The organism is Lentzea miocenica (genome assembly GCF_033949945.1).
Lineage (GTDB): Bacteria > Actinomycetota > Actinomycetes > Mycobacteriales > Pseudonocardiaceae > Lentzea > Lentzea miocenica.
Genome location: NZ_JAXAVW010000029.1, coordinates 1 through 26,060, shown reverse-complemented (window position 1 = coordinate 26,060; position 26,060 = coordinate 1). Strand labels below are relative to the sequence as shown.

24 protein-coding genes and 1 tRNA gene are annotated in these 26,060 nt (G+C 67.5%); 15 read left to right on the top strand and 10 right to left on the bottom strand.

Features of this window, described 5'->3' with window-relative positions; all coding sequences use genetic code 11:
* Window positions 1-30 precede the first annotated feature (30 nt).
* On the top strand, window positions 31-678 hold the full coding sequence (locus SK803_RS31230) for a histidine phosphatase family protein (RefSeq protein WP_319969730.1): 648 nt from the start codon (window positions 31-33) through the stop codon (window positions 676-678).
* Here SK803_RS31230 and rpmF read toward each other — a convergent pair.
* From rpmF to SK803_RS31215, 3 genes are read right to left on the bottom strand one after another with little or no spacing between them, the layout of a single operon-like run.
* Window positions 675-836: a 50S ribosomal protein L32 gene (gene rpmF, locus SK803_RS31225; RefSeq protein WP_030481357.1), complete on the bottom strand. Its 162-nt coding sequence runs from the start codon at window positions 834-836 to the stop codon at window positions 675-677. The genes SK803_RS31230 and rpmF overlap by 4 nt on opposite strands.
* Window positions 836-1,087, bottom strand: a complete 252-nt coding sequence (locus tag SK803_RS31220; RefSeq protein ID WP_089949824.1) for a type B 50S ribosomal protein L31 — start codon at window positions 1,085-1,087, stop codon at window positions 836-838. The genes rpmF and SK803_RS31220 overlap by 1 nt, the downstream gene beginning before the upstream one ends.
* Window positions 1,084-1,968 carry a GTP-binding protein gene (locus tag SK803_RS31215; RefSeq protein ID WP_319969729.1) on the bottom strand — a complete coding sequence of 295 codons (885 nt, stop codon included), beginning with the start codon at window positions 1,966-1,968 and terminating at the stop codon, window positions 1,084-1,086. Before SK803_RS31215 ends, SK803_RS31220 begins: the two co-directional genes overlap by 4 nt.
* Before the next feature lie 71 nt (window positions 1,969-2,039).
* Here SK803_RS31215 and rpmB point away from each other — a divergent pair, with 71 nt between their 5' ends.
* Genes rpmB through rpsR form a run of 4 tightly spaced genes read left to right on the top strand, consistent with a single transcriptional unit; the run spans window position 2,040 to window position 2,962 of the window.
* Window positions 2,040-2,270, top strand: coding sequence for a 50S ribosomal protein L28 (gene rpmB / locus SK803_RS31210; RefSeq protein ID WP_406601612.1), 231 nt, complete (start codon window positions 2,040-2,042; stop codon window positions 2,268-2,270).
* Entirely contained in the window at window positions 2,270-2,437 is a 168-nt protein-coding gene (gene rpmG / locus SK803_RS31205; RefSeq protein ID WP_319969727.1) for a 50S ribosomal protein L33, read from the top strand. The genes rpmB and rpmG overlap by 1 nt, the downstream gene beginning before the upstream one ends.
* 1 nt (window position 2,438) lies before the next feature.
* Window positions 2,439-2,732: a 30S ribosomal protein S14 gene (rpsN, locus tag SK803_RS31200; protein WP_319969726.1), complete on the top strand. Its 294-nt coding sequence runs from the start codon at window positions 2,439-2,441 to the stop codon at window positions 2,730-2,732.
* Complete coding sequence (gene rpsR / locus SK803_RS31195) at window positions 2,732-2,962, top strand: 30S ribosomal protein S18 (protein WP_319969725.1); 231 nt, start codon at window positions 2,732-2,734, stop codon at window positions 2,960-2,962. The genes rpsN and rpsR overlap by 1 nt, the downstream gene beginning before the upstream one ends.
* On the opposite strand, the gene SK803_RS31190 is transcribed toward rpsR, so the two are convergent.
* A complete protein-coding gene (locus tag SK803_RS31190; protein ID WP_319969724.1) occupies window positions 2,910-3,266 on the bottom strand; it encodes a hypothetical protein in 357 nt (118 codons plus the stop codon). The genes rpsR and SK803_RS31190 overlap by 53 nt on opposite strands.
* A gap of 84 nt (window positions 3,267-3,350) precedes the next feature.
* Between SK803_RS31190 and bluB the strand changes: the two genes are divergently transcribed.
* The 3 genes from bluB to SK803_RS31175 are packed head-to-tail and all read left to right on the top strand — an operon-like array spanning window position 3,351 to window position 6,267.
* Entirely contained in the window at window positions 3,351-3,977 is a 627-nt protein-coding gene (gene bluB, locus SK803_RS31185) for a 5,6-dimethylbenzimidazole synthase (protein ID WP_319969723.1), read from the top strand.
* Window positions 3,977-4,723: a glycosyltransferase family 2 protein gene (locus SK803_RS31180; RefSeq protein ID WP_319969722.1), complete on the top strand. Its 747-nt coding sequence runs from the start codon at window positions 3,977-3,979 to the stop codon at window positions 4,721-4,723. The genes bluB and SK803_RS31180 overlap by 1 nt, the downstream gene beginning before the upstream one ends.
* 44 nt (window positions 4,724-4,767) lie before the next feature.
* The gene (locus SK803_RS31175) at window positions 4,768-6,267 is read left to right on the top strand and encodes a GGDEF domain-containing protein (RefSeq protein WP_319969721.1); all 1,500 of its coding nucleotides are present in this window, start codon (window positions 4,768-4,770) and stop codon (window positions 6,265-6,267) included.
* 31 nt (window positions 6,268-6,298) lie between these two features.
* On the opposite strand, the gene SK803_RS31170 is transcribed toward SK803_RS31175, so the two are convergent.
* Complete coding sequence (locus tag SK803_RS31170; RefSeq protein WP_319969720.1) at window positions 6,299-6,946, bottom strand: response regulator transcription factor; 648 nt, start codon at window positions 6,944-6,946, stop codon at window positions 6,299-6,301.
* Between the two features lie 406 nt (window positions 6,947-7,352).
* Between SK803_RS31170 and SK803_RS31165 the strand changes: the two genes are divergently transcribed.
* Window positions 7,353-10,550 carry a penicillin acylase family protein gene (locus SK803_RS31165; RefSeq protein WP_319969719.1) on the top strand — a complete coding sequence of 1,066 codons (3,198 nt, stop codon included), beginning with the start codon at window positions 7,353-7,355 and terminating at the stop codon, window positions 10,548-10,550.
* 54 nt (window positions 10,551-10,604) lie between these two features.
* Here SK803_RS31165 and SK803_RS31160 read toward each other — a convergent pair whose 3' ends face one another.
* Window positions 10,605-11,339 (bottom strand): FkbM family methyltransferase, encoded by a 735-nt coding sequence (locus SK803_RS31160; protein WP_319969718.1) that lies wholly within the window; start codon window positions 11,337-11,339, stop codon window positions 10,605-10,607.
* A 10-nt stretch (window positions 11,340-11,349) separates the two neighbouring features.
* On the bottom strand, window positions 11,350-12,186 hold the full coding sequence (locus SK803_RS31155; RefSeq protein WP_319969717.1) for a hypothetical protein: 837 nt from the start codon (window positions 12,184-12,186) through the stop codon (window positions 11,350-11,352).
* Between the two features lie 173 nt (window positions 12,187-12,359).
* Here SK803_RS31155 and SK803_RS31150 point away from each other — a divergent pair.
* Window positions 12,360-12,435: transfer RNA gene (locus tag SK803_RS31150), tRNA-Arg, on the top strand.
* 429 nt (window positions 12,436-12,864) lie between these two features.
* Entirely contained in the window at window positions 12,865-15,957 is a 3,093-nt protein-coding gene (locus SK803_RS31145; RefSeq protein WP_319969716.1) for a M14 family metallopeptidase, read from the top strand.
* A 47-nt stretch (window positions 15,958-16,004) separates the two neighbouring features.
* Here SK803_RS31145 and SK803_RS31140 read toward each other — a convergent pair whose 3' ends face one another.
* Both SK803_RS31140 and SK803_RS31135 read right to left on the bottom strand, forming a co-directional pair.
* The gene (locus tag SK803_RS31140; RefSeq protein ID WP_319969715.1) at window positions 16,005-16,475 is read right to left on the bottom strand and encodes a hypothetical protein; all 471 of its coding nucleotides are present in this window, start codon (window positions 16,473-16,475) and stop codon (window positions 16,005-16,007) included.
* A 155-nt stretch (window positions 16,476-16,630) separates the two neighbouring features.
* Window positions 16,631-17,116, bottom strand: coding sequence for a GNAT family N-acetyltransferase (locus SK803_RS31135; protein ID WP_319969714.1), 486 nt, complete (start codon window positions 17,114-17,116; stop codon window positions 16,631-16,633).
* 28 nt (window positions 17,117-17,144) lie between these two features.
* Here SK803_RS31135 and SK803_RS31130 point away from each other — a divergent pair, with 28 nt between their 5' ends.
* From SK803_RS31130 to SK803_RS31115, 4 genes are all read left to right on the top strand, one after another.
* Window positions 17,145-18,086, top strand: a complete 942-nt coding sequence (locus SK803_RS31130) for a nucleoside hydrolase (protein WP_319969713.1) — start codon at window positions 17,145-17,147, stop codon at window positions 18,084-18,086.
* Between the two features lie 46 nt (window positions 18,087-18,132).
* Entirely contained in the window at window positions 18,133-19,032 is a 900-nt protein-coding gene (locus tag SK803_RS31125; protein ID WP_319969712.1) for an LCP family protein, read from the top strand.
* A gap of 263 nt (window positions 19,033-19,295) precedes the next feature.
* The gene (locus tag SK803_RS31120; protein WP_319969711.1) at window positions 19,296-23,105 is read left to right on the top strand and encodes an nSTAND1 domain-containing NTPase; all 3,810 of its coding nucleotides are present in this window, start codon (window positions 19,296-19,298) and stop codon (window positions 23,103-23,105) included.
* Between the two features lie 70 nt (window positions 23,106-23,175).
* Complete coding sequence (locus SK803_RS31115) at window positions 23,176-23,673, top strand: DUF2165 domain-containing protein (RefSeq protein ID WP_319969710.1); 498 nt, start codon at window positions 23,176-23,178, stop codon at window positions 23,671-23,673.
* On the opposite strand, the gene SK803_RS31110 is transcribed toward SK803_RS31115, so the two are convergent.
* Window positions 23,648-25,702 (bottom strand): diguanylate cyclase domain-containing protein, encoded by a 2,055-nt coding sequence (locus SK803_RS31110; protein WP_319969709.1) that lies wholly within the window; start codon window positions 25,700-25,702, stop codon window positions 23,648-23,650. The genes SK803_RS31115 and SK803_RS31110 overlap by 26 nt on opposite strands.
* Window positions 25,703-26,060 lie beyond the last annotated feature (358 nt).

Sequence of the window (26,060 nt, the reverse complement as noted above, 5' to 3'; positions counted from 1 at the left end):
GCACCCGCGGGGCTGAGGCACGATGGTGAGGTGCGGATCATCCTGCTGCGCCACGGACAGAGTCTCGGCAACGTCGACGAGCTCGCCTACTGCCGCATCCCCGACCACGCCCTCCCGCTCACCGCCACCGGCGAGGACCAGGCGCGCGCCGCCGGCCCGACGATCAAGGGCCTGGTCGGCGACGGCCCGGTCGCGGCCTACGTCTCGCCGTACCAGCGCACGCACAGGACGTTCGACCTGCTCGGCATCGAGGCGGAGCGGATCGTCACCGAACCGCGGGTGCGCGAGCAGGACTGGGGCAACCTCCAGGACCCGGTGCAGCAGGAGGTGCTCAAGCACCAGCGGCACGCGTTCGGGCACTTCTTCTTCCGGCTGCCCAACGGCGAGTCCGGCGCGGACGTGGACGACCGGGTGGCGGCGTTCCTCGACGGGCTGGAAGTCCGGATGCACAAGGACGAGACGCATCCCAAGACCGTGCTGGTGGTGTCGCACGGTCTGACGATCAGGTTGCTGTGCCGCAGGTTGTTCGGGTGGAGCATCGATCTGTTCGAGTCGCTGTCCAACGTGGACACCTGCGAGAACCGCGTGCTCGACCACGACGGCTCCGGGTGGAGGCTGGACCGCCCCTTCGACCAGTGGCGCGACTCACCGGACGGAACGGTCCAGCACCCGGCCTAGATGAGCCCGCGCTTGTAGGCGGCCACGAGCCGGCGCGGAACGAGAAGCTCCTTGCCGTCCAACGTCCTGACGCGCACGAGGTCCGGCGCCGTGGCCTTCCACTGCGAGCGCCGGTGACGTGTGTTCGAGCGGGATGTCTTGCGCTTGGGAACGGCCATCAGCGCTCTCGCTTTCCGTAGCGGCGGTTGAACTTCTCGACCCGGCCCGCGGTGTCCACGAGTCGTTGCGTGCCGGTCCAGAACGGGTGCGAGTCGGCGGTGATGTCGACGACCAGCAGCGGGTAGGAGTTGCCGTCCTCCCACTCGACGGTCCGGCTCGACGTGGCCGTCGAGCGGGTCAGGAACGTCTTGCCGGTGGACGCGTCCTGGAAGACGACCGGGTGGTAGTCGGGGTGGATTCCGGGCTTCATATCGCCAGCTTTCGGATCGAGTCCACGAAGGACAGTTCGTCGTCGGTGAGCAGCGCGCCTGTGAACGCCGCGGTGATGTCGTCCGGCTCGCCCAAGGTGATCGCCACGATCTGAGTGGTCCTGTCCCCGCGCGGCCCGCCCTCGGCGACGTGCATCCCGCAACCCGCGGATTCCAGGTGCAGTGCGACGTCCGGCTCGTCCGCGACCCACAGCCGGCCGCGCGAGCGCACGACCGTTCCGTCGAGCAACGAGTCGAGCGCCTCGTTCAGGCGCGCGGGGTGGAACGGCCGGTCGGCCGTGAAAACCGCTGTCGAGACACCGCATTCGGGCGTCAAAGGCACCAACCGAGGCCGCGTGCTCTTGCGCACCACGATCGCGTCGGGCGTGCAGCGGTGTGCGCCTGGAGCCAGCCGGTCGAGCACGGCGAGCGTGCGTTCGTCCGCATCTCCTTGCAGCACCAGCACATCCGCGGCCTCGGCCTGCGCGACGACGACCTGCGCCACCGTGCGTTGATCGCTGACCATCGAGGCGTCGCCCAGGGCGTCGTCCAGCCAGGTCGACGCGTCGAGGACGGTGATCACGCATTCGACGTCGATGCCGAGGTTGCGGCGCACCGCGTCCGGTTCCAGCAGCGGGTCCAGGTGCAGCACGACCGTGTGACCGGCGAACGTCCCGAGCAGCTCGCGCAGGTCCTCCCGCACGGTGCAGGACATGCAGCCGTGCAGCAGTTCGACGTCGGTCGCGATGCCGTCGACCCACCGCCGCACGCACGTTTCCGCAGCTACGTGCCGCACGAGCACCGAACCGGGCCGGTCCCGCCACACCCGCACAGCGACGTCGTGGTCCACCAGCCCCGCCACCATAACGACAACGGTTTCCATGTTGAGGTACCCTAGTTGAAAACGAATGTCGTTTCAATCTGTGTTCGACTTCTAGGAGGTGCCTGGTGGGCATGCACTGCCAGCTGACCGGCCGCGAACCGGGCTTCGGCAACCGCGTCTCGCACTCGCAGCGCAAGACGCGGCGCAGGTGGAACCCGAACGTCCAGAGCAAGCGGTACTGGGTGCCGTCGCTGAACAGGAACGTCACGCTGACGCTGTCGGCCAAGGGCATCAAGACCGTCGACAAGCTCGGCATCGAGGCCGTCGTGGCCCGGCTGCGCGCCCAGGGGGTGAAGGTCTGATGGCCAAGAGCACCGACATCCGGCCGATCATCAAGATGAGGTCGACCGCCGGCACCGGGTTCACCTACGTGACCCGCAAGAACCGCCGCAACGACCCGAACCGGCTGGTGCTGCGCAAGTACGACCCCGTGGCGCGCAAGCACGTCGAGTTCAAAGAGGAGCGCTGACGTGGCGAAGAAGTCGAAGATCGCCGCGGACCTGCGGCGGCGGGAGGTCGTTGCGCGTTACGCGGAACGACGTGCGCGACTCAAGGAGATGCTGCGCCATCCGGAGACGCGCGAAGAAGCGTTGCGGGGCCTGCAGAAGCTGCCGCGCGACGCGTCGCCGACCCGGTTGCGGAACCGGGACGTCGTGGACGGACGGCCGCGCGCCTACAACCGGGCGTTCGGGTTGTCGCGCATCCGGCTGCGGGAGATGGCCCACCGCGGCGAGCTTCCCGGCGTGTCGAAGGCGAGCTGGTGATGCGCGAGAAGAGGCCGCTCAAGCGCAGGGTGAACCTGCTCGCGAAGGAGGGCGTGACGGTCGTCGACTGGAAGGACGTCACGCTGCTGCGCAAGTTCATCTCGGACCGGGGCAAGATCCGGTCCCGCCGGGTGACCGGACTGACGCCGCAACAGCAGCGTCAGGTCGCCACGGCTGTCAAAAACGCACGGGAGATGGCCTTGTTGCCGTACCCGTCACAAGGGCGATGAGGCGGATCGCCGTGCTGGCCACGAACGCCAGCACGGCGAGCTGCACCAGCAACGCGAGCACCCAGGTCGTGTGTTCGTCGACCGTCAGATCGCCACGAACACCGACCAGGAAGGTCGCGTAGAGGCCCCAGCACTGCAGTGCGGCCAGCCCGGCGCCGAAGATGGTCGTGCGCAGGGAGATGATCACGACGACCGCCGCGAGCAGGACGAGAGCGACCATCGGCCAGGCACCGGTGAACGTGGTCACGCCGACTCCGCCGCCGAATCCGAGCGCGGAGCCATAACCACCTTTCATTCTTCGCATCCGATCGGTCTATCGCCTCAGATGAGATCAGCGCCACCTCTCCAGCGTGAAGTTGGTGCTTTCGAGTGAGGCACGATCGCACGAATGAACCTGTACGAAGTAGTGCATCGGCGCAGGGACACCCGCGCCGAGTTCACCGGCGAGGAAATCCCGGCTGACGTGCTGCGGAGGGTCCTGACCGCGGCGCACGCGGCGCCGAGCGTCGGCCTTTCCCAGCCGTGGGACTTCGTGCTGGTGCGTGATGAATCGATTCGGCGCTCGTTCCGGGATCACGTCCAGGCGGAGCGCAGTGTCTTCTCGGCGGGGCTCGACGAGGAACGCGCGGAGGTCTTCTCCCGCATCAAGGTCGAGGGCGTCATGGAGTCCTCGCTCGGCGTCGTCGTCACCTACGACCCCGACCGGGGCTCGCCCGCGGTGCTCGGCAGGCACGCGATCGCGGACGCCGGCCTGTACTCCGTGTGCCTCGCCATCCAGAACCTGTGGCTCGCGGCGACGGAAGAGGGCCTCGGTGTCGGGTGGGTGAGCTTCTACCGAGAAGATGTGCTGCGCCGGCTGCTGGACATCCCCACGAGGGTCCGTCCGGTGGCGTGGCTGTGCGTCGGACCGGTGCGATCCCTGCCCGACACGCCCGATCTGGAACGGCACGGCTGGCGCAACCGGCTCCCCCTGGACGACGTGCTCCACTACGACTCGTACGGCCGACGAAACTGATGCGAACCGTCTCTGTCATCACCCCCGTTCACCCAGCTCACATGCGTTTCCTCCCGGAGGCGTATGAGTCTCTGCGCGCGCAAGAGCTGCCACAGGGGTGGCGCTGGGAGTGGTTGATCCAGCACGACGGCGAGACAGCGGCGGAACTGTCCTTCGACGACCCGCGCGTCACGTTCTCGGCGTCTCCTGCGGCAGGTGCGGCGTGCGCGCGGAACATGGCCCTCGCCCGGTCCTCAGGTGAGTTCGTGCGCAATCTGGACGCCGACGACCTGCTGATGGACGGCGCGCTGCAGCGGGACATCGACGTTCTGGTGGGGCACGCGCACGTCGGCTGGGTGACCTCCGCCGCGCATGACCTCCTGCCGGACGGGGAAGTCGTCTCCTGGGCGTCCGACGATCCCGGCGAGGGGGTGCTGGAACCTGGCTGGACGCTCGACGTCTTCATCAGCAACGAATGGCGGCTGCCGGTCGTGCCGGGCACGATGTGCGTTCGGCGAGATCTGCTGCTCGCACTGGGCGGATGGATGGCGTTGCCCCGATCCGAGGACACCGGACTGCTGATGGCACTGCAGACGGTCTCGGCCGGGTACTTCATCGCGACGCCGAGCATGCTCTACCGGAAGCACGGGGTGCAGGTGACGGCGGGGAACGCGCACAACGACCCCGTTGACAAGAAGCTGCGCTACGGAATGATCGTCGATCGAGCCCAGGCACTGCGCCACATGTGCACGCAACCGGCCCGGTAGCCTGTGCTGGCCGCTCGGCGAGTCGGAACGGAGTCGATGAACGAGTGGAGCAGCGCGATCCGCTGGTAGCGGGCCAGATTCCGCGGTTGGACCGAGAGGTCCGCGCGTTGCTCAACGCTGGCCGCTTGCCGGAGGCGAACAGTCTTTTCGACGAGGTGGTCACCAAGGTGTCCCCCGGCGCCGACCGCTGGGTTCGGTCAGCGGTGCTGGTCAACCGGGCAGTGATGGCCTGGCGCCTCGGCCGTATTCCGCTCGCCCTGGAATTGGCGGCGGAGGGGTGGACGGACCTCGACGCCGACCGCTCGGACAGCCCGGCCGTGGCCCAGACGATGGGCTCGCTCGGCTATCTGATGGAGGGCATCGGCAACCGTCGGGCCGCGCTGGACATGCTGCGGCTGTCGGTTCAGGTCGCGCGCCGTGCGGGCAACACCGACACGTTGGCCCACTGCCTGCAGCGCCTCGGCGGGTCGTTGAACTTCCGCGCCTGCTCCGGGCCGCCCGCGGCCGCGCCGGCGATCTTCGAGGAAGCGCTGGCGTACCTCGACGAGGGCCTCTCGCTGGCCAAGGACGAGGTCATGCGCCGGGCGCTGATGGGCGCCCTGGGCCGTTCGCTGGCCGGTGTCGGGCAGTTGGAGAAGGCCGAGGAGACCGGCCAGGAGACGTTGCGACTCGCGTCGGACGCCACGGACATGTGGGGCATCTCGGTCGGGAACTGGGTTCTCGCCGTGGTGCGCCGCGAGCAGGACGATCTCGACGAGGCGCGCACGTTCGCGTCCCGTGCGGTGACACACGCCGAACGCATCAACGACATCTCGCTGCTGCTGCGGTTCTCCACGGAGCTGGCGGACATCTGCCACGCGCTGGGTGACGCGGTGGGCGAGGCCGAGGCGTTGCGCAGGTCGATGACGGCGTCGCGAACGGCACGGGAAACGTTGCAGGAAGGCCTCGGCCAGGCGTTGGAACAGCGCCGGGTGGCCGTGCAGGCGCAACGACTCGCGGTCGCGGCGCAGGAAGCCGCCGCGCGCGACCCGTTGACGGGCCTGGCGAACCGGCTCGGGCTGGAACGCGCGGCCGCGGCGTTGCTGGAGTCGACGGCGGCGCGCGGCAGGGTGCCGTGGCTGGTGCTGGTCGACGTGGACTGGTTCAAGAACGTCAACGACGACGCCGGGCACGCGACCGGCGACGCGGCGTTGCGCGAGATCGCGGCGCTGCTGCGGCGCGAGTGCCGGTCGGACGACCTGGTGGCGCGCTGGGCCGGTGACGAGTTCGTGGTGCTGCTCGGGGACACCGGGCCGAACATGGACGTCGGCCCGAACGTGGCCGAGCGGATCCGCGCGGCCGTCGACGGCCACGACTGGACGATGGTGCTCGGCGCGGTCCGCCGGCCCACCGTCAGCATCGGGGTCGCGGCGGGACCGGCCAAGCTGGACCAGCTGTTCGCGGCCGCGGACATGGCGCTGTACCGCGCCAAGCGGCACGGCCGGAACAGGGTCGAGGTCGAACCGTCGGTCGACGAGGTCCCCGAGATCGTCTCGGGGAACTGATGTTCTCGGGCTCTACTGGCCTTGTGGGGTTTTAGGCGATCAGGCCACCGCGATAGGCCACCAGCGCGGCCTGCACGCGGTTGACCGCGCCGATCTTGCCGAGCACGGACGAGACGTAGCCCTTCACCGTCGCCTCCGACAGGTGCAGGGTGCCGCCGATCTCCGCGTTGGACATGCCCTGGCCGATCAGCACGAGCACCTCGCGCTCGCGTTCGGACAGGCTCTGGAGCAGCCTGCGCGCCGGTTCGGCCATGCGCTCGCCGTCCGCGACGGCCGCAAGAACCCGTGCCGCCACACCTGGGTCGAGAACAGCGCCCCCGCGCGCGAGGTCACGCACCGCTTTGACTAGCTGTTCTGGTTCGGTGTCCTTGAGAAGGAAGCCCGACGCACCCAGACGCAGAGCTTCGGAAACGTATTCGTCGACGTCGAACGTCGTCAGAATGCAGACCCGCGGTGCGTCCGGCATGGAACGCAATCTCCGCAGTGCCACCAGACCGTCAGACGTGCGCATCCGGATGTCGAGCAGGACCACGTGAGGACGGTGCTGGCGGGCCAGGTCGGCCACCAGGTGTCCGTCATCGCATTCCGCGACGACTTCGATGTCCCCGACGCTGCTCAGGATCATGCGAAGGCCTGAACGGACGAGGTCCTCGTCGTCGGCCAGCAGAACCTTGATCACGACGCCTCCCGCATTGGCGTTCCGTGCTCCCTCATGTTCGTGATCTTCGCGTACGCACGCCGAAGGTCACGTTAATTCTCAGTTATCTCATCATGTGGTAACGGATTTTCGAGAACGGGAGCCGCGTTCACAGTTACCGGAATTGCGCGATGACTTCGCTGCGTAGGCATGCCACCAGGGACTGAGCGGTGTCATCAGAACGCTGAGTGACCAAACACGAAAATCCCACTCAGTGGAATGTCGTACCAGAAACACGGATACAACGCCGGAAATCGGTCAGCCCGCTTCGGAATCGATACAGCCCGCCGTGACCAACCTGTAAACGCGAAGGTCTTTCGCAATAGCCCTACCGGAAAGTAACGTGCGTCACAACAGCCCTGCCCTGCACGGAGAGGAGCTTCGCGCCATGCGGAGAGCCAATCCGGTGACGTCCCTGCTGGCCATCGCCGCCGTCACCGCCTCCCTCGTTCTCGTCCCGTCAGCCCAAGCCGAGGAACCGCGCGCCGCCGCGTTCGCCGCCGACGACTACTGCCTCGGGCAGTGCGGCGACATCGTGCCGCCCGGCAACAACGGCAACGCGACGCTCGCCGAGATCCTGACCCACAAGGCGTTCGGCACCAGGCCCGCGCACTCCGCCGACCAGCTCGGCAAGTACGACGCCCTGGTCAACGGCTACAGCGGCCTGACGAACGACCAGCTCACGAACTTCTTCAACGACGCGTCGTTCGGGGTGCCGTCCGACCAGGTCGAGAGCACGATCAAGCCGCGCGCCGACGTGACGATCGTGCGCGACAAGAAGATCGGCATGCCTCACATCACCGGCACCACGCGGTCCGGCACGATGTTCGGCGCCGGTTTCGCGGCCGGTCAGGACCGGTTGTGGTTGATGGACCTGTTCCGCCACCTCGGCCGCGGGCAGCTGTCCGGGTTCGCCGGCGGCTCGCCCTCGAACCGGGTGCTGGAGCAGAGCTTCTACAACCAGATCCCGTACACCGAGGCGGACCTGCAGAAGCAGATCGAGACCGCGGCGGCGAACGGCGGTGAGCGCGGGCGGCAGGCGGTGGCCGACGTCAACGACTACATCAGCGGGATCAACGCCTACATCACGCAGTCCGTCGGCGCGCGCAACTTCCCCGGTGAGTACGTGCTGACCGGGCACGCGGACGCGATCACGAACTGGAACGACATCCAGCCGTTCAAGGCGACCGACATGGTGGCGATCGCCTCCGTCGTCGGCGGCCTGTTCGGCGCGGGCGGTGGCGGCGAGGTGCAGTCCGCCCTGGTGAAGCTGGCGGCGCAGAACAAGTACGGCGCCACCGTCGGCGAGCAGGTGTGGAAGGCGTTCCGGGCGCAGAACGACCCCGAGGCCGTCCTGACCCTCCACAACGGACAGTCGTTCCCGTACGGCGCCTCTCCCGCTTCGCCCCAGGGCGTGGCCCTGCCGGACGCCGGCAGCATCACGCCGGAGCGCATGAACTACGACGAGGTGGGCGGCACGGGAGCCGCTGTCTCCGTGCCGGCTCCGGACGACGTCGCCAAGGCTCGCGGGATCTTCGCCGATGGTGTCCTACCTGCTGATCTGCTGAACAAGAAGCACGGCATGTCCAACGCGCTGGCGGTGTCCGGTGCGCACACGGACAGCGGGAACCCGATCGCCGTGTGGGGTCCGCAGACCGGTTACTTCGCACCGCAGCTGCTGATGCTGCAGGAGCTGAACGGGCCAGGCGTCCGTTCGCGCGGTGTCTCGTTCGCGGGTGTCTCGATGTACGTGCAGCTCGGCCGTGGCGTCGACTACTCGTGGAGCGCGACCTCCTCTGGCCAGGACATCGTCGACACGTACGCCGTCGAGCTGTGCAACCCGGACGGTTCCGCTCCCACGAAGGCCTCTTCGTCCTACCTGTTCCACGGCCAGTGCCTGCCGATGGAACGCCTGGAGCGCAAGAACGCCTGGAAGCCGACGGTTGCCGACGGCACGCCCGCCGGCTCCTACACGTTGGTGATGTGGCGAACGAAGTACGGCCTGGTGACGAGCCGTGCGACCGTTGGCGGCAAGGTCGTGGCGTACACGACCTTGCGTTCGACGTACATGCACGAGGTCGACTCGATCATCGGGTTCCAGGAGCTCAACGACCCGGGGGCTATCCGTTCGGCGTCCGACTTCCAGCGCGCGGCGAGCAAGATCGGGTACGCGTTCAACTGGTTCTACGCGGACTCCCGTGACACGGCGTACTACAACTCGGGCCTGAACCCGGTGCGCCGGTCCACTGTGGATCCGAACCTGCCGACGTGGGGCCGGGCCGAGTACGAGTGGGTCGGCTGGGACGGCAACGAGAACGTCGCCTCCTACATGCCGTTCGCCGGGCACCCGAACTCCATCAACCAGGACTACTACATCTCCTGGAACAACAAGCAGGCCCGCGACTTCACGTTCGGCGGCTTCGGCCACAGCGCCGTGCACCGCGGTGACCTGCTCGACGGCCGGGTCCGGGCGCTGATCTCGTCCGGCCAGAAGGTCACGCGTGCGTCGTTGACCAAGGCGATGGCCGAGGCCGCGGTGGCCGACCTGCGCGCCGAGCAGGTGCTGCCCGAACTGCTGCGCGTCGTCGAGTCTTCCGCGGTCGACCCGGCCCTGGCTCCGGTCGTGCAGAAGCTGAAGGACTGGCAGCGTTCCGGTTCGCTGCGCAAGGAGACCGCGAAGGGCAGCAAGACCTACGCCCACGCCGAGGCCATTCGAGTTCTGGATGCCTGGTGGCCGCTGCTGGTGCAGGCCCAGTTCCAGTCCTCGCTGGGTTCCGAGCTGTACAACGCCATCGTCGGCGCCATCCAGGTCGACGAGGCCCCGTCCGACGCCCACGGCGCCGCACCGCACAAGGGTTCCTCGTTCCAGTACGGCTGGTGGGGCTACGTGGACAAGGACCTGCGCAAGGTCCTGGACGACCCCGTCCAGGGCGCCTTCCCGCAGACCTACTGCGGCGGCGGCACGTTGACAGGCTGCCGAACCGCACTGGTCGACTCCCTGACCGCGGCCGTCGCCAAGCCCGCCAACCAGGTCTACCCCGGTGACGCGGACTGCGCGGCAGGCGACCAGTGGTGCGCGGACACGATCATCCACCGCGCCATGGGCGGCGTCACCCAGGACAAGATCCACTGGCAGAACCGCCCGACCTACCAGCAGGTCGTGCAGTTCCCGTCCCGCCGCAGCCAGAACATCACCAACCTGGCAGCCGGTGGAGCCGCTTCCGCGTCGTCCCACGAAACGGGCTGGAACAACCTCCCGCCGTCCAACGTGCTCGACGGCAACCCGTTGTCGCGCTGGGCCAGCGACTGGAACGACAACCAATGGATCCAGGTGGACCTTGGCTCAGTGCAACGGATCGGTCGCGCTGTGTTGCGTTGGGAATCGGCCTTCGGCAAGGGCTACCGCATCGAGGTTTCCAATGACGGCACGAACTGGCGGAACGTTTTCTCCACAAGTGGTGGCGATGGCGGCGATGATGTCGTAGCGTTCACGCCACAGGACGCGAGATACCTCCGAATGACGGGTACCCAACGGGCCGGTCAGTACGGATACTCCCTGTACGAGCTTGAGGTCTACGTTTCGTAGGCCTTCGAGATGAGGACGCCGATCCACCCCCAGGGGTCGGCGTCCTCTACTTTTTCAGGCCCTGAACAGGTAGTTCCGCGTCTCGTCGCCGATGTTGTGCGTCGGCACCCACTCGCTCCCGTGCCAGGTGCTCATCCGGTACCCGCGCTCGGTGAGGAACTCCGCGACGTCCTTCGCGTGGTACCCGAACCGTTCGACGTGCCGTTCCTCGATCTCCAGCAGGAACGCCGGCTTGAGCCGCTCGATGGTCCCCGCGGCACCCTCGAGCACCCGCAGCTCGGCACCCTCGACATCCGCCTTGACGAAGTCGAGCTTGCCGATCCCGTGCTCCTCGACGAAGTGGTCGAGCGTGTCCGTCTTGACCAACACGTCCAGGTGCTGGTCGAACTCCTCGTTGGACCCCAGCCCCTTGGCCCCCACCGTCAGGAACGACCGCCCGGTGACAGGACTCCCGTGCCGCACCGGCACGCTCATGACCTCGCGCCCCTGGCTGTTCCCCAACGCCACCGAGTGCCGCTGGATGTTGCGCCCCTCCCGAGGCCGCAGCGCATACGACAACGCCGGATGCGCGAACACCAACGGCTCCACGCTGTGCACAGTCCCTTGTGGACCAACAAGTCTGGACATCGTGACCGTGTACAACCCCAAAGCCGCACCGACGTCGACGCAGACGTCCCCAGGCTTGATGATCTTACGGAGCCCAAGGAGCTCCGCCTCGGCATAAGGCGTGAGCCGGGCCAGCGCCCGCAACCCGGCAACCACCGCGGCACTGCGAAGTTCGGTCAACACCCGAACCAGCCTAGACGTGCCCGTTCGTGTGCTGTTCGCCCGCAGGCAACCCGACCTGATCAGCGAACTCGGCAGCCACCCGCGACCCCCCGTACACGCTCAACGCCTTGGCCAGGTGCTGCCGCAAGTCCTTCCGATGCTGATCCTCGAGCTCAGGCAGGGCCCGCTCAACACTGCTGACCAGCGACTCGGCCCAATGCCGCGTCGGCTCGAGCTGCGCGATCTGCACCAGCTCAGCCAGGTGAGCCGACAACCTGACGGCCTCCTCAACCTGATACCCGTTGCGCTGCAACCACCAGATCGTGGCCGTGCCGACGTCCGTCAACACCTCGTCCCGCAGGTACCGGATCTCGGCCCGCTCAACATCCCGCTCAGCCAACTTGAACGTGGAGTTCCTCAACAGCTCGATGTGCTTACGAGCCATCTCAAGATCGCCCTCGTCAGTGCTGATCTTCACCTGCTCAGCCCGAGCCCACACATGCGTCCCAGGCACCTGCCGCTCAGTGGCGAGCTCATCCCCCAACTGCACCTGCAAAGCCGCGTGGTGCACCAACATCGCCTTGCCGCTGATCTCCTTCGCCCGCTGCAACACATGGTGCACAGCAGCATTCTTGGGCGAGTTGTGCCGAAGCCCCGTAGCCAGATCAAGCCGCCACACAACAACCAGCTTCACCTGAAAGTCCAACCCGTACACCGCACTGGGCAACGGCGTCTCGAACTCGTGCTGATGGCTGCTGACCGGCGGCACGAACGTGATGTCGTCGGCACGCCGCGGCACCCGCCGCCGCCACCAAGCCTTGAGGGCGCCAAGCGGTCCAGGACGGAAGTCGGGCCAAGGTCTGCTCACACGCCCTGCGTACCTGACGTTTGTGCCCGGCAGAAGGTGGCCTGCCTCACTTCCCTCCAACGGCCGCAGTCGTCTCCGCCGGCCCCTCACCGAGCGTGAGCGACACCCGGCTCCTCCCTAGCCGGGGGCACTGGTCAACTCGGTGGCGGCACCCCGGTAGACTGCTGTCGCCAGCCCTAGTAGCTCAGGGGATAGAGCATCGGTTTCCTAAACCGTGTGTCGCAGGTTCGAATCCTGCCTGGGGCACCACCTTTCGCCGGGTGAAATCAAGCCTTGACCTGCGACTACGCGGTCAAGGCTTGATCTATTTCGGCACCGCCGCCAGTCGCGCTTGTTCGCCGTCGCTCCCCCTCACGGGAGCCTCCGAGAAGCCAGACGGGTACAGCCGGACTGAGGCGCGGGTGATCAAGATTGTCGGCTTGCCGGGGCCTGAGCGGGCGTGCCCAGTACGGGTCGCCCTCCTGGGACGCCGCGGTACGTGGGGTCGCCCTCTGGGGCGGTTCCAGTGTGGCGAGCGGCACCGACAAGATCGGCCGGCTACGCAGTGCGTCCAATTGGCTACAGCGCGCAAGTCCTTTCAGGGCAACGAGTAGGGCCGAAAGGCCTGTCGCTGTAACGGCTGATCGGCGTAGCGTCGGCGGGTCTTTGCGTCGACCACGCACGTGCCGGAGGAACGCAATGAAGCGGTCCGCGAAAGTTCTGTCCGCGTTGGTGCTCGTCCTCGGCGGGGTGGTGGTGTCGCCCGCCGCGGCTGTGCCGGGCGACGATCCGATGGACGTTTACGTCGCCCAGGTGACTGGGGAACAGGCCGGTGAGCTTTCCCGGCAAGGCTATGACGTCACGGCCGGCCGGGCGGTCGGTGACGAGGTCGAGGTGGAGCTGGTGCTCGCTGCCAGCCAGCAGAAGGAGCTCGCGAAGCGTGGGGTCGACGCGAAGCTCAAGAAGAACAAGGACGGCAAGAGTGCCCGGCAGCTCGCTGCTGAGCAGGCTGTGGACGGGTTCAGCGTCTGGCGGTCCTTCGACGAGGTTGGTGGGATTCGCGACCAGCTTTATGCGTTGGCGCGGGAGAATCGCAACCTCGTCAAGCTCGAGGTGCTCGGCAAGACCGGGCAGGGACGTGAGCTCATCGCGGTCAAGGTGACGCAGGGGGCCAACGGTCAGGTGGACGGGAGCAGGCCTGCGGTCCTTTACTCGTCCACGCAGCACGCTCGGGAGTGGATCAGCACCGAGGTGAACCGGCGGTTGTTGTACCACTTCGTGAACCGGTTCAAGGCCGGCGATCAGCAGATCAAGGATCTCCTCAAGAGCACGGAGTTGTGGTTCGTGCTCGTCGCCAACCCGGATGGCTACGAGTACTCGTTCGACGCGGAGCGCTTGTGGCGCAAGAACCTGCGCGACAACGACGGCAACGGCGTGATCACCGTTGGCGATGGTGTCGACCCCAACCGCAACTTCGACGAGCACTTCAACTACGACAACGAAGGTTCGTCGAGCACGGCGGCGAGCGACACCTATCGCGGGCCGTCGAAGGCTTCCGAGCCGGAGACCAAGGCGATGCAGGGGTTGCTGGACCGGATCAAGCCGAAGTTCCAGTCCAACTGGCACTCCGCCGGTGAGTGGATCCTCTACCCGCAGGGGTGGCAGACCGGATCACCCGAGGCCGACAATCCGATCTACGTCGCGCTGGCCGGCACTGACGCCAAGCCCGCGATCGCCGGGTTCGACCCCGGCATCAGCTCCGACGAGCTGTACGTGACGAACGGGGAGACCACCGACTACGCCGACGCTCGCAACGGGACCGTGTCGTTCACGCCCGAGCTCAGCGAAGGGTGTGACGGTTGCGGGTTCGTCTTCCCCGACGACGAGGCGCTCGTCGAGGCTGAGTTCCAGAAGACGCTGCCGTTCTCGATGTCGCTCGCGCAGTCCGCGGTCGACCCGGCCAACCCGAAGTCCGCGGTCGGCATCGGTGTCCAGCCGTTCTACCTCGACCAGGCCGACGCCGACGTGGAGAACACGCCACTGTCCATGTTGGACTTCACGTTCGACGTGTCGTACGGCGATCCGCAGGAAGTCCGGGTGCTGGCCAAGAAGTCGCTCGGCGCCGTCACCGCGAAGTGGCAGATCGGCAACGGGCCGGTGCAGAGCGCACCGACGAGCGAGTGGACCGGCGGCGAACGTTATGGCGCCGGCAACGCGAACTACTACCACGTCGTCCGCGGTGTTGTGAGCGGGACGAGTCCCGGTGACCAGGTCAAGGTGTGGTTCGAGGGTGGCGGCCAGACAAGCGGTTCGTTCACCTACCGCGCCGTTTCCGAGACGGGCGACGACGTGCTCGTCCTCGCCGCTGAGGATTACACCGGCGCTTCGCCCGCGATGCCTGGCGTGACGGCACCGAAGTACCTGTCCTACTACACGGACGCCCTCACCGCGGCAGGCCTGGGCCACGACGTTTACGACGTCGACGCCAACGGCCGCAAGGCACCCGATGCGCTCGGCGTGCTCAGCCACTACCGGGCCGTCATCTGGTACACCGGCGACGACGTCATCACCCGGGAACCTGGCTGGGGCCCCGGCAACGCGTCCAGCCTGGCGCAGACCGAGCTGTTCGAGGTCCGCGACTACCTCAACGAGGGCGGAAAGGTGCTCTACACCGGCAAGTACGCGGGACACCAGTACGCGTCCGGGCACGGCACGCAGCTCTACGACCCGTTCGAGAACGCGCAATGCAGCACGCTGCCCGACGCCGCGCTGCGGTGTCGTCCGCTCGCGGGGTCTGGCGACAACGTGAACGACGTCATCGAGTACTGGTTCGGCGCGTCGATCATCAACGAGGGTGCCGGTCAGGACGAGAACGGCGACACCTTCGACGTCAAGGGCGTCGCGGATCCTCACACCGGGCTCGCGTGGGGGCTGAACGGCCTCGACAGCGCGCAGAACCAGGACCACACCGCGTCCTTCCTGACGACGAGTGGCCTGCTCCCGGTCGACCAGTATCCGCAGTTCGCCAGCAACGTCTCCGCGGCGTGGGACCGTCCGGGCGGGCCGTTCGCACCGCACTCCGGCGAGATGTACATGTACTCGCAGATCAGTGACGTGTCGTACAAGCGGCTGACGCGCACGATCAGCGTCCCCACAAGTGGTGCCCAGCTGTCGTTCTGGACGTCCTACGACACCGAACCCGAGTGGGACCACCTGTTCGTCGAGGCCCGCACCGCGGGTGGCGACAACTGGACGACGCTGCCCGACATCAACGGCCACACGACGCCCAGCACCGGGCAGAGCTGCCCGGAGGGCTGGCGGGACCTGCACCCGCAGCTTGACCACTACCAGACCCTCAACGCCGACGGCACCTGCTCGCCCACCGGCACGACCGGCGCCTGGAACGCGGCGTCCGCGGGCTCCGGTGGCTGGCAGCAGTGGAACGTCGACCTGTCCGCCTACGTGGGCACCCAGGTCGAGGTGTCCATCGCCTACGCGAGCGACTGGTCCGCGCAGGGTCTCGGCGTGTTCGTCGACGACGTCGTCGTGACGACCGGCGAGGGCTCGACGTCGTTCGAGTCCGGTATGGACGGTTGGGCCGTCACGGGTCCGCCTCCGGGCAGTGCGCCGAACGGCAACAACTTCGTCCGCACCACCGCCGCCGGATTCCCGGAGGGCGCCGTGGTGAAGACCGCCGACACCCTGTACTTCGGGTTCGGCTTCGAGGGCATCAGCGACGTCGCGATCCGCAACGAGGTGATGGCCAGGTCCATGACCTATCTGCTCAGCTGACCCAGACCGGCCGCACCGCGCCTTTCAGCTCAAGGCGCGGTGCGGTGTCAGGCGCCTGACCGCACGTGGTTGATGTACGGCTCGTAGGCCGACAGGTCGCGGTGCGGCTCGTAGGTGCTCAGGTAGTAGTAATCGGCCACGATGTTCGCCTGCTGCTCGGTGTTGAAGTCGGCGAACGTCTTCCCGCGCAGACCTTCCGCGCCGCCGTAGTCGTAGAGGCCCTTGACGAAGAAACCGGCCATCGCGGTGGGCAGCAGGCTGAGGACGCTGCGGCCGTGCTGGTACTGGTAGGCGTGGGTCAGTTCGTGAACCAGCCAGCGCTCGTAGCGCGCCTGGTGTTGTGGCTCGGTCAGGACTCCTTTGGGGAAGGTGACCAGCCTCGGCAACGTGCGGGCCACGCCGAAGCTGCCCAGCAGGCCGCCTTCTGCCAAGCGGAGGGCGCTGATGTCCAAGGCGTCGCCGAACACCTCGCGGGCGATCTCGGCTTCGCGTGACTCCAGGTTGCGGCGGAACACCATGGCAGCTCCCCACCTGACGTTGGGTGACTCGATGGTAGGTGGTTCAGGGAGCTGTGCCCCAACGGTCATTGACTTTAGTGAACAGGGGTTTCCTGATTTCCGGGCCTTCGGCGCGCCGATCGGGGTGCTCAACGCGCACCACCGCGTCTACGAGATCACCGTTCAGCGGTCGTGACCCGGCGATAGCGGATCTCGTTCAACGTGGCCCCGCCGATGGTCTCCGTCTTCGAGAGGCCGTCGGCGCGGAAGCCGAACCGTTCGTAGAAACGCCGGGCCCGAGGGTTCTCGTCGAACACCCAGACGATCACGTCCGGCGACTCTCCGACAGCAGCCTCAGCCAGCTCGAAACCCACCGGGGTGCCCCACGCGGAGGGCAGCACGTAGATCGCGTACAGCTGGTGATCGGCATCAGGCTCACGAGACGGGCCGGCGGCCGCGAATCCGACGACGGCATCGTCGACGACACCCACCCACACTCCGCCGTGCGGGATGCTGCGTTCCCACATCGACGTGCGCTCTTCCACCGAGAGGTTGTCCAGCACGGAATCCGGGACCAGGCCCCGATACGCGGCCTGCCAGGTCCGCACGTGCACGGCGGCCACCGCGGCAGCGTCTGAAACGACTGCGAGCCGGACTGTCATGTCATCCCCCAATGGCATGATCGGACACATGCGGATCATCGTCGACGCGGACCCAGGCATCGATGATGCCCTTGCTTTGTACTACCTGCGCGCGCAGCAGGACACCGAAATAGTCGCCATCGGCACGGTGCACGGCAACGTGCCGGTCGAGCAGGCCACCGCCAACGCCCTCCGGCTCACCGAGCGCCTGGGCATCAAGGCGCCGGTGGCCATGGGCGCCGCGAAACCGCTGGCACAGCCCCTCATGACCGCGGAGAACGTGCACGGCGAGGACGGGCTGGGCGGGTTCGCCGGCGACGTCCCCACGACGACCTGCACCGACGAGAGCGCGGCCGAGCAGATCGCCCGCCTGGCCAGGGCGCACCCCGGAGAGCTGAACCTGCTGGCCATCGGCCCGCTCACCAACGTCGCGCTGGCGTTGCAGATCGAGCCACGGCTGCCGCTGCTGCTCGGCAAGGTCGTGGTGATGGGCGGCGCGCTCAACGTGCCCGGCAACATCACCTCGTACGCCGAGGCCAACTTCTGGCACGACCCGGAGGCCGCGGACCTCGTGCTCGGCGCCGGCTTCGAGGACCTGACCATCGTCGGCCTCGACGTCACGATGGCGAACCACGCGCCGGGCGAGTGGTTGGAAGCGCTCCCACACGACAACTACGCGCGGCAGTTCCTCGGGTTCTACGCGGACTTCTACGAGAGCTACCTGGGCAAGCCCGGGTTCGTGCCGCACGACCCGCTCGCGGCGGCGATCCTGCTCCAGCCCGAACTGGCGACCTACCACGAGGACCGGTTCGCGATCGAGCTCACCGGCCGGTACACGCGTGGCGCGCTGGTCGCCGACCTGCGGTTCCTGGCGGAAGGCAGTCCGTTCGACCGGGACATCGCCACCGAACGCGCGAAGGCCAAGTACGCCGTCACGGCGCAGAACGGCGTCTTCCTCGACCAGCTGAGGCGCGCTGTGACACAACCCTGACAAACCCCCGACGGGATCCGGACAAACGACCGGGACCGTCAGAGGTATGAACGTCCACTTGAAACGATGGCTCGCGGTCTCGGGGGCCGCCGTGGTCATCACGGCGGGCGTCGTGGCCGGGGGCTCCTACTGGAAGCTTGAGAGCAATCTCAAGACCGTCGATCTCGCCGAGGAGATCACCCACCCCAGGCCTCCGTCGACGCCTGGCCGCCCGTTCAACATCCTCCTGATCGGCAAGGACGACGGCCGGTCCGACACCGCCATGGTCGTGCAGCTCAACGCGAGCGGCGACCAGGCGCGGGTGGTCAGCATCCCGCGCGACACGATGGTTCCGAGGCCTCAGTGCGGGACCAACCCGCCCGCGGCCATCGCCATGTTCAACAGCGCCTTCTCCACCGGCGGCGCGGCGTGCACGGTGGCGACGGTCGAGCAGATGAGCGGCATCAGGATCGACCACTTCGTGCAGATCGACTTCAACGGCTTCCGCGACGTCATCGACCGGCTCGGCGGCATCGACGTCACGATGCCCGAGGCGATCGACGACGACAAGAGCGGGCTGCACGTGCCGGCGGGGCCGACGAAGCTCGACGGAACGCAGGCGCTCGCATTCGTGCGCACGCGCTACAGCATCGGTGACGGCAGCGACCTCAACCGAATCAAGAACCAGCAGCTGTTCATGCGGGCGCTGAGCGAAAAACTCGCGAACGAGAACTGGCTCGCCAGCCCGCAGAAAACACTCGAACTCGCCGACGTCCTGACGAAGTCCATCGTCACGGACACCGAACTCGGGTCGATAGCGAAATTGGCGGACCTCGCGGGCAAACTCACCGCGTTGAAACCGGAGAGCATCACCTACGTGACGCTGCCGACCGAGTCCTACCTGCCGGATCCCAACCGGGTTCAGCCCAAGCAACCAGAAGCGGATGCGCTCTGGCAGGCCGCCTGATCTGCTAACAGGCCGCCCCTTGCCATTCGCTGAGGGGAGAGCCGATGGGCCACGGCTGAGGAGACCCCCAGCACTCCTCAGCCGTGGAAGTTCTACCCCAGTCGGTCACTGCCACTGTGACGGTCTCCCGGTCTTGTGAAGGACGTGGGGTCGAGGTTGTCAGACCACCTCGTTAGGGTGGGTCCCAGACCGCCTCTCCGGTGCGTGCGCCGCAGCTCAGACGGGTGGTCCACGTTTTCCGGTCCGGATGAGGTGGAGGCCGCTTGGGACCCCGTGGCGTCTTCGCGGAGCGCTTCGCGCTGCTCTACGCGGAGGCAGGCGACCCTCCTCTGAAGAGGGTCACGGAGTCGGTCACCCGTGCCCGCCGAACGGACGAACAGGGCAGACCGGTCCGCGTCCCCGCCCAACGCGTCAGCGACTGGCGGCGCGGCCGGAACGTGCCCGCGAAGTTCAGCGGGTTGAGCGCGGTCCTCGAGGTCCTCGTCGGTGAGGCCCGCAAGCGCAAGCCCCAGCCCGCGATCGACGGCCTGTACGACCTGGACGGCTGGCGCGTGCTCTGGGAGGAGGCCCTCGCCAGCCCGGTCACCGACACGGACACACCCCCTCAGGAAGAGGGCGCGGTCTGTCCGTACATGGGCCTGAGCGCGTTCGGGCCGCAGGACACGAATTGGTTCTTCGGCCGGGAAAAAGCGACGAACGCCCTGCTCGCCCGATTGACCGAAAACGGCATCACAATGCTGGTCGGCGCGTCCGGTGCCGGCAAGTCGAGTTTGATGAAAGCGGGCGTCCTGCCCCGCCTCAGCAAAGACGCCATCGTCATTTCCCCCGGCACGGATCCGCTGAAGGAGTTCGCGCTCCAGGTGCCTGACCTGATCCTCACGCTGGAGTCGGCGGTCGACTCCGACGTGCTGACCGAGTTCGCGCACGAGGTGCAGATCGCGGTCGGCAGCCGGGTGGTGGTCGTCGACCAGTTCGAGGAGGCGTTCACGCTCGGCGGCGACGAGAACCGGCTGCGGGTCTTCGTGCAGGCGCTGCACGCGGCGGCGGAGAAGACCGCGGTCGTGCTGGGTGTGCGGGCCGACTTCTACGCGCGCTGCCTCGACTTCCCCGAACTCGCCGAGGCGTTGCAGAACAGGCAGATGGTGCTCGGCGCGATGTCGGCGGCCGAGGTGCGCGACGCGGTGACGAACCCGGCCAAGGCCGCGGGCCTGCAGCTCGAACCCGGCCTGGTCGACCTCCTGCTGCGCGACCTCGGCGCGCAGAACCGCCGCGGCAAGGACGCCTACGACGCGGGCGCGCTCCCGTTGCTCAGCCACGCACTGCTGGTCACGTGGCAACGCAGGCAGGCTGGCCGCCTCACGATCACCGGCTACCGGGCGGCCGGCGGCATCCAGGGCGCCGTCGCCACCACGGCCGAACGTGCCTGGTCCGACCTCGACGAACCGGCGCGCGCCGCCGCGAAACAACTGCTCCTGCGCCTGGTCCGGGTCGGCGACGACACCCAGGACACCCGCCGAAGGTCCAGTCGCCACAGCCTGCTCGAAGCGAGCACGAACCTGCCCGCCACCGAACGCGCGCTCGAGGTCCTCACCCGCGCCCGGCTGATCACGGTCGACGCCGGCAGCGTCGAGATCACCCACGAGGCGTTGCTGCACGCCTGGCCCCGGCTGCGCAGCTGGATCGATGAGGACCGCGCGGGCAACCTCGCCCGGCAGCGGCTGGAGGAGGACGCGGCGACGTGGGCCTCGAGCGAACGCGACTCGTCGCTGCTCTACCGCGGCGCACGGCTGGAAGGCGCGCGACAGCAGCAGGTCACCACGCTCGCGAAGGAGTTCGTGCAGGCCTCCGAACACCAGCACCGCAAGAGCGTCTGGCTGCGCCGCGGCGCCGTCTCGCTCGTGGTGGTGTTCGCGCTGATCGCGGTCAGTGCCGCGGTGATCGCCGTGCGGCAGCGCAACGACGCGGTGTTCCGCCAGGTCGTGGCCGAGGCGGACCGGATCACCGAGACCGACCCGTCGCTGGCCGCCCAGATGCTGCTCGCCGCGCACCGGACGCGGCCCGACGACCAGGACGTGGCGTCCAAACTGATCGCGACCCAGCAGACACCGCTGGCCGTGCCGCTGAAGGGGCACACCGGCGCGGTGTACCTGACGTCGTTCACCAAGGACGGCACGGTCCTCGCGACCGCCAGCTACGACCGCACCGCACGCCTGTGGGACGTGCGGGACCGCTCGAACCCGAAGCCGCTCGCGGTGATCACCGGCCACACCGACTGGCTCACCTCCGCGGTGTTCTCCCCGGACGACAAGGTGCTCGCCACCACCGGCAACGACAAGACGATCAGGCTCTGGGACATCACCGACCGGGTGAACCCGAAGCACCTCAAGACCGTCCAGACCGGCAACGGCACCAGTTACCTGCTGGAGTTCAGCCCCGACGGCAAGACGCTCGCGGCGGCGAACGAGGACAAGACCGCACGGCTGTGGAACGTCAGCGATCCCGCGAACCCGCAACCGCTCGGCGAACCGCTGCGGGGCGCCACCGCGGCGGTCAGGACCCTCGCCTTCACCCCTGACGGCAGGACGCTCGCCACGTCCGGCGACGACCAGAACATCCGGCTCTGGGACGTCGCGACCAGAACCATGATCGGCAAGCCGCTGACCGGCCACACCAACGGCGTGCACTCGGTGACGTTCAGCCCCGACGGCAAACTCCTGGCGTCCGGCAGCGACGACAACACCGTGCGGCTGTGGGACCCGGCCACGCAGAATCCGGTCGGGGACGCGCTCATCGGCCACACCGGCGGCGTGTGGTCGGTCAAGTTCAGCCCTGACGGCCATGTGCTGGCGAGCGGCGCGTCGGACGCCACCGCCCGGTTGTGGAACGTCACCGACCCGCCCAACGCGAACCAGATCGGCAAACCGCTCGCGGCACCCAGCGGCGGCGTGTTCGCGGTCGGCTTCAGCCCGGACGGTCGCAGCCTCGCGACCGGGGCGGGCGAGAACTCGGTGCGGCTGTGGTCGTTGCCGCCGAACATGGTGCCGATCGCCCCCACGAACGTGGGGCCTCCCGCGTTCAGCGCGGACGGCAAGCTGCTCGTGAGCGGCAACGGCGGCAAGACGGTGCAGCTGTGGGACAGCACGGATCCGTTCGCTCTCAAGCCCGTCGGATCGGTGCAGGTCGGCCCGGACCGGTCAGGCGTCAAGGCGAAGCTCACGCAGGACGACAAGGTGCTCGGCACCGCCTCCGGCGAGGGGACGGTGCGGCTGTGGAACACCAGCGATCCCGCGCACATCGTGCCGTTCGGACCACCGATCATGATCCCCACCCGGTTCACCAACCCGCTCGCGTTCTCGCCCGACGGCAGGACCATGGTGACCGGCAACGACGACAAGTCGGTGCGGCTGTGGAACGTCAGCGATCCCGCGCACCCGGTCCAGCTCGGCGATCCGTTGACGGGACACGACGGGTACATCAACGACGTGACGTTCAGCCCGGACGGCAAGACCATGGTGACGGCCAGCAGCGACCGCACGTTCCGGCTGTGGGACATGACCGACGTCGCGAAACCACGGCTGCTGGGCAAGCCGGTGGAGGACCACCACGAGCCCGTGCAGCGCGTCGTCTACACCCCGGACGGTCGCACGTTGATCACCGGAGGGACCGACAAGGCGATCCGGATCTTCGACGTGCGCGACCGGGAGAAGCCGGTGGCGCTCAGCGTGCTCACCGGGCAGACCCAGCAGGTCAGCTCGCTCTCGGTGACGCAGGACGGGAAGATGCTCGCGAGCGGCAGCTCGGACAAGACGTTCCGCCTGTGGGACATCGGCAATCCCGCCGAGGCGACCGCACTGGGCCAGCCGATGGCGCTCGCCTCCGGGGCCGAGCCGTTCGTCCACTTCCGACCGAACAGCCGCGCGCTGATGGTCGGCGCGAGTGACGGCGTGCTGCGCCTGTGGGACCTCGACGTCGCACACGAGGCCGAGCGCATCTGCACGACCAGCCGCGGAGCGCTCACCGAGGAGCTGTGGCAGGCCCGGCTGCCCCAGGTGACGTTCAAGAACCCCTGCTGACCAGGCTCAGCCCGTGGGAGTCCGCCCAACCGCGCCTACCGGCAGCACCCCATCGATTACTGTCCGCTCCATGCGTCTTCTTGCTCGGGTCGGCAGCTTGCGCGCGGTCGTCGCGGTGACCGTTGGTTTCATCGCTCTCAACATGCTTCTCGTGGTGCTCGGCAACGTCACGGACTACGGCACGAACGAAGCGTTCGTGCAGCACGTGCTCGCCATGGACACCACGTTCGGACAGGGCCTGAAGTGGCGGGCCATCACCAGTCCCGCGATCGTCACGATCGTCTACGTCGCGATCATCCTGTGGGAGGCGATCTCCGCGGTCCTGCTGACCGCCGGCACCATCGCCTACATCCGCGACCGGGAGGACAGCGCGCGCAAGTTCGCGTCCGCCGGTCTGCTGATGATCGTGGCGCTGTTCCTCGGCGGGTTCATCACCGTCGGCGGCGAGTGGTTCGCCATGTGGCAGTCGAAGGACTGGAACGGCATCACCGCCGCCCTGCGCATGGTGACCATCGCGGGCTTCGCGCTGATCCTCGTGCACCTCAGTCCACGTCGGGCCACGCAGTAGTCGGCTCCCGGCAGAACACCGGCCCGACACCCGCGTCGGCGCCCAGCTCACTCCACCACTCCCGCTGCTCAGCGTCCTCGATCGCGTCGATCACCACGAGACCGCCGGCCTCGTGCACGAACACGACGAGGTCGCTGAGCACGTGCGACACCAGCTGGTCCGGCTTCTGAGCGCGCCCCTTGACCCGCACGGCCTTGACACCCATCGCGCGAACCAGCTCGATCTCCGCGGTGGACCCCTTGAAGTCCCGCGCGCCGATGTGCACACCCATGTCGGACAACAGATCGAGGTTGTCGGCCGCCTCGCTGTCCTCGGACGCGAGCACGTGCACCGGGAAGCCCAGCAACAGCCTCTCCGCCTGCAACCCGGTGTCCGCCAGCACCCGCCGCACGTCCCGGATCAGGTCCGGACTGTTGGCCATGCTCTCGGTCAGACACACCGCGAGCATCTCGTCGTGCCGGCACGCGGTCTCGGCAGCCGTGCGCAACATCCACTCACCGAGCGGCAACATCAACCCGGTGTGCTCGGCCATCGACACGCACTTCTCGTGCGCGATCAGCCCGACATCCCGATGCCGCCAGTTCAACTCGGCCTCGACGCACACCCGCGCCACCCCGTCGAGCCGCATGACGGGGTTGAACACGACCTCGATCTCGCCGCTCTCCCAAGCACCCGGCATCACCGCGGCGAGCGCGAACTCCTCCTGCTCCCGCTTGTCCAGCGTGGCGTCGTGCAACCCCCACTGCCGAGGACCACTGCGCTTGGCCCGCCGCAACGTCATGTCCGACGCCCGTAAAACCTCCGCCGGACTGCCACCAGGATGCAGCCGGGGCAACACCCCGATCGACGCGGACACCGCAACCCCGTGCCCGTCGAAGTAAACCGGCTCAGCCAGCTCGCGCTCGATGGTCCGGATCGTCGTGTCCACGTCCGGAGTCTCCGGCCCGTTCTCGATCAACACCGCGAACTCGTCACCCTCGAGCCGGGCGACCATGGCCTTCTCACTCGCGAACACCGTCGACAACCGCTCGGCAACGAGCTTCAGCACCTTGTCGCCGACCTCGCGCCCCAGCCCGTCCGTGATCACCGCGAACGCGTCCAAATCGAGGTGGTACAACGTCACGCCGTGCTCAATGTCGCTGTGCAACAACGATTCCAGCCGCGTGGTGAGGTACTGCCGATTCGGCAATCCGGTCAACGCATCATGCAACGACTGGTACTGCAACCGCCCACCGAGCAACGTGAGCTGGCTGTCGTCATCAATCATCACGACAAAGTGCTTGGGGTTGTCCTCAGCGTCCTTCTGCACGGTCGCCGCGAGCAACACCCGGAAGTGCTCACCATCCCGGTCGATCAACCGAGGCCGTTCCTCGACCCGCCGCATCCGCCCGTGCTCCAGACTCGCCAGCGCGTCAGTGATGAGCGGCAAATCCGCAGGCGCAATCAAATCGGTGAGCGTCATCCCGGCAACATCCTCACGCCGCAGGATGTTGCAGAACGCCTCGTTGGCCCGCTCCAACTCTCCACCAAGGCTCACCATCGCAATGCCCGTGGACGAGTGAGCGAAAATGTCCTCGAACCGCTCCTCGCTGGCCTGCAAGTCCAGCTGAACAGCCCGGTTCGCCCTCAACAAAGCCTGGCTGACGCTCTCCTGCTGTTCCAGCACAAACGCCTGAATAGCCCCGGTGTACGCCGCCGACACCATCCCGATGACCAACGCGGCTCGCTCAGCGTCAGCCCCTTCCTGCGCTACAAAACGCGCAAGAATCTCAACCGACTTCCGCAAGCTCTCCGCACCAACGCAGTGCAACTCGACCAGGCGCACCCCAACCTGGGAGGCAGCACCAGGATCCTGGGCAACAGCCTCAGCCACCACATCGAGCAGCTCGCGCAACTCCGCGGTCAACCGAGCAGCCGACAACGGCACGTACGCAGTCCCGTTGACCTTGACCGCCCAGTCGCGCGCCAGCTCGTCACGTCCCAGCGGGCGCAACGATCTCGCGTCGTCCTGGCTCGGCAATCGATCCACCTGACCTGCTCGGCGAGCAACGGTGCGGAAGCCTACCGCCAGCAAACCACACCGTCCCAATGCGCGACGGCATTCGCCCCAACGGGGGTATAGCCATCTCGCAGTGTTACACCCTTTACTCGCTCGATCGGAGCAACTTTCCCACGACCAGGACCAACCCCCACCCCTCATTCGGGGCACAGACGACCACCGGCACACCCCCTGCGCCAAGCGGCCCCCGCACCCCAGCGCCCCGCGCTCCTCAAGCCCGATGCCGCAGGCGAGGCGACCCGACGGCGAAGCCGAGGCGTCCTAACGCTTGAAACAGCGCTCCGGGCGGGGCCCCGTCACGAGTCGTGCCACAGCTCTCGCCGCGCAC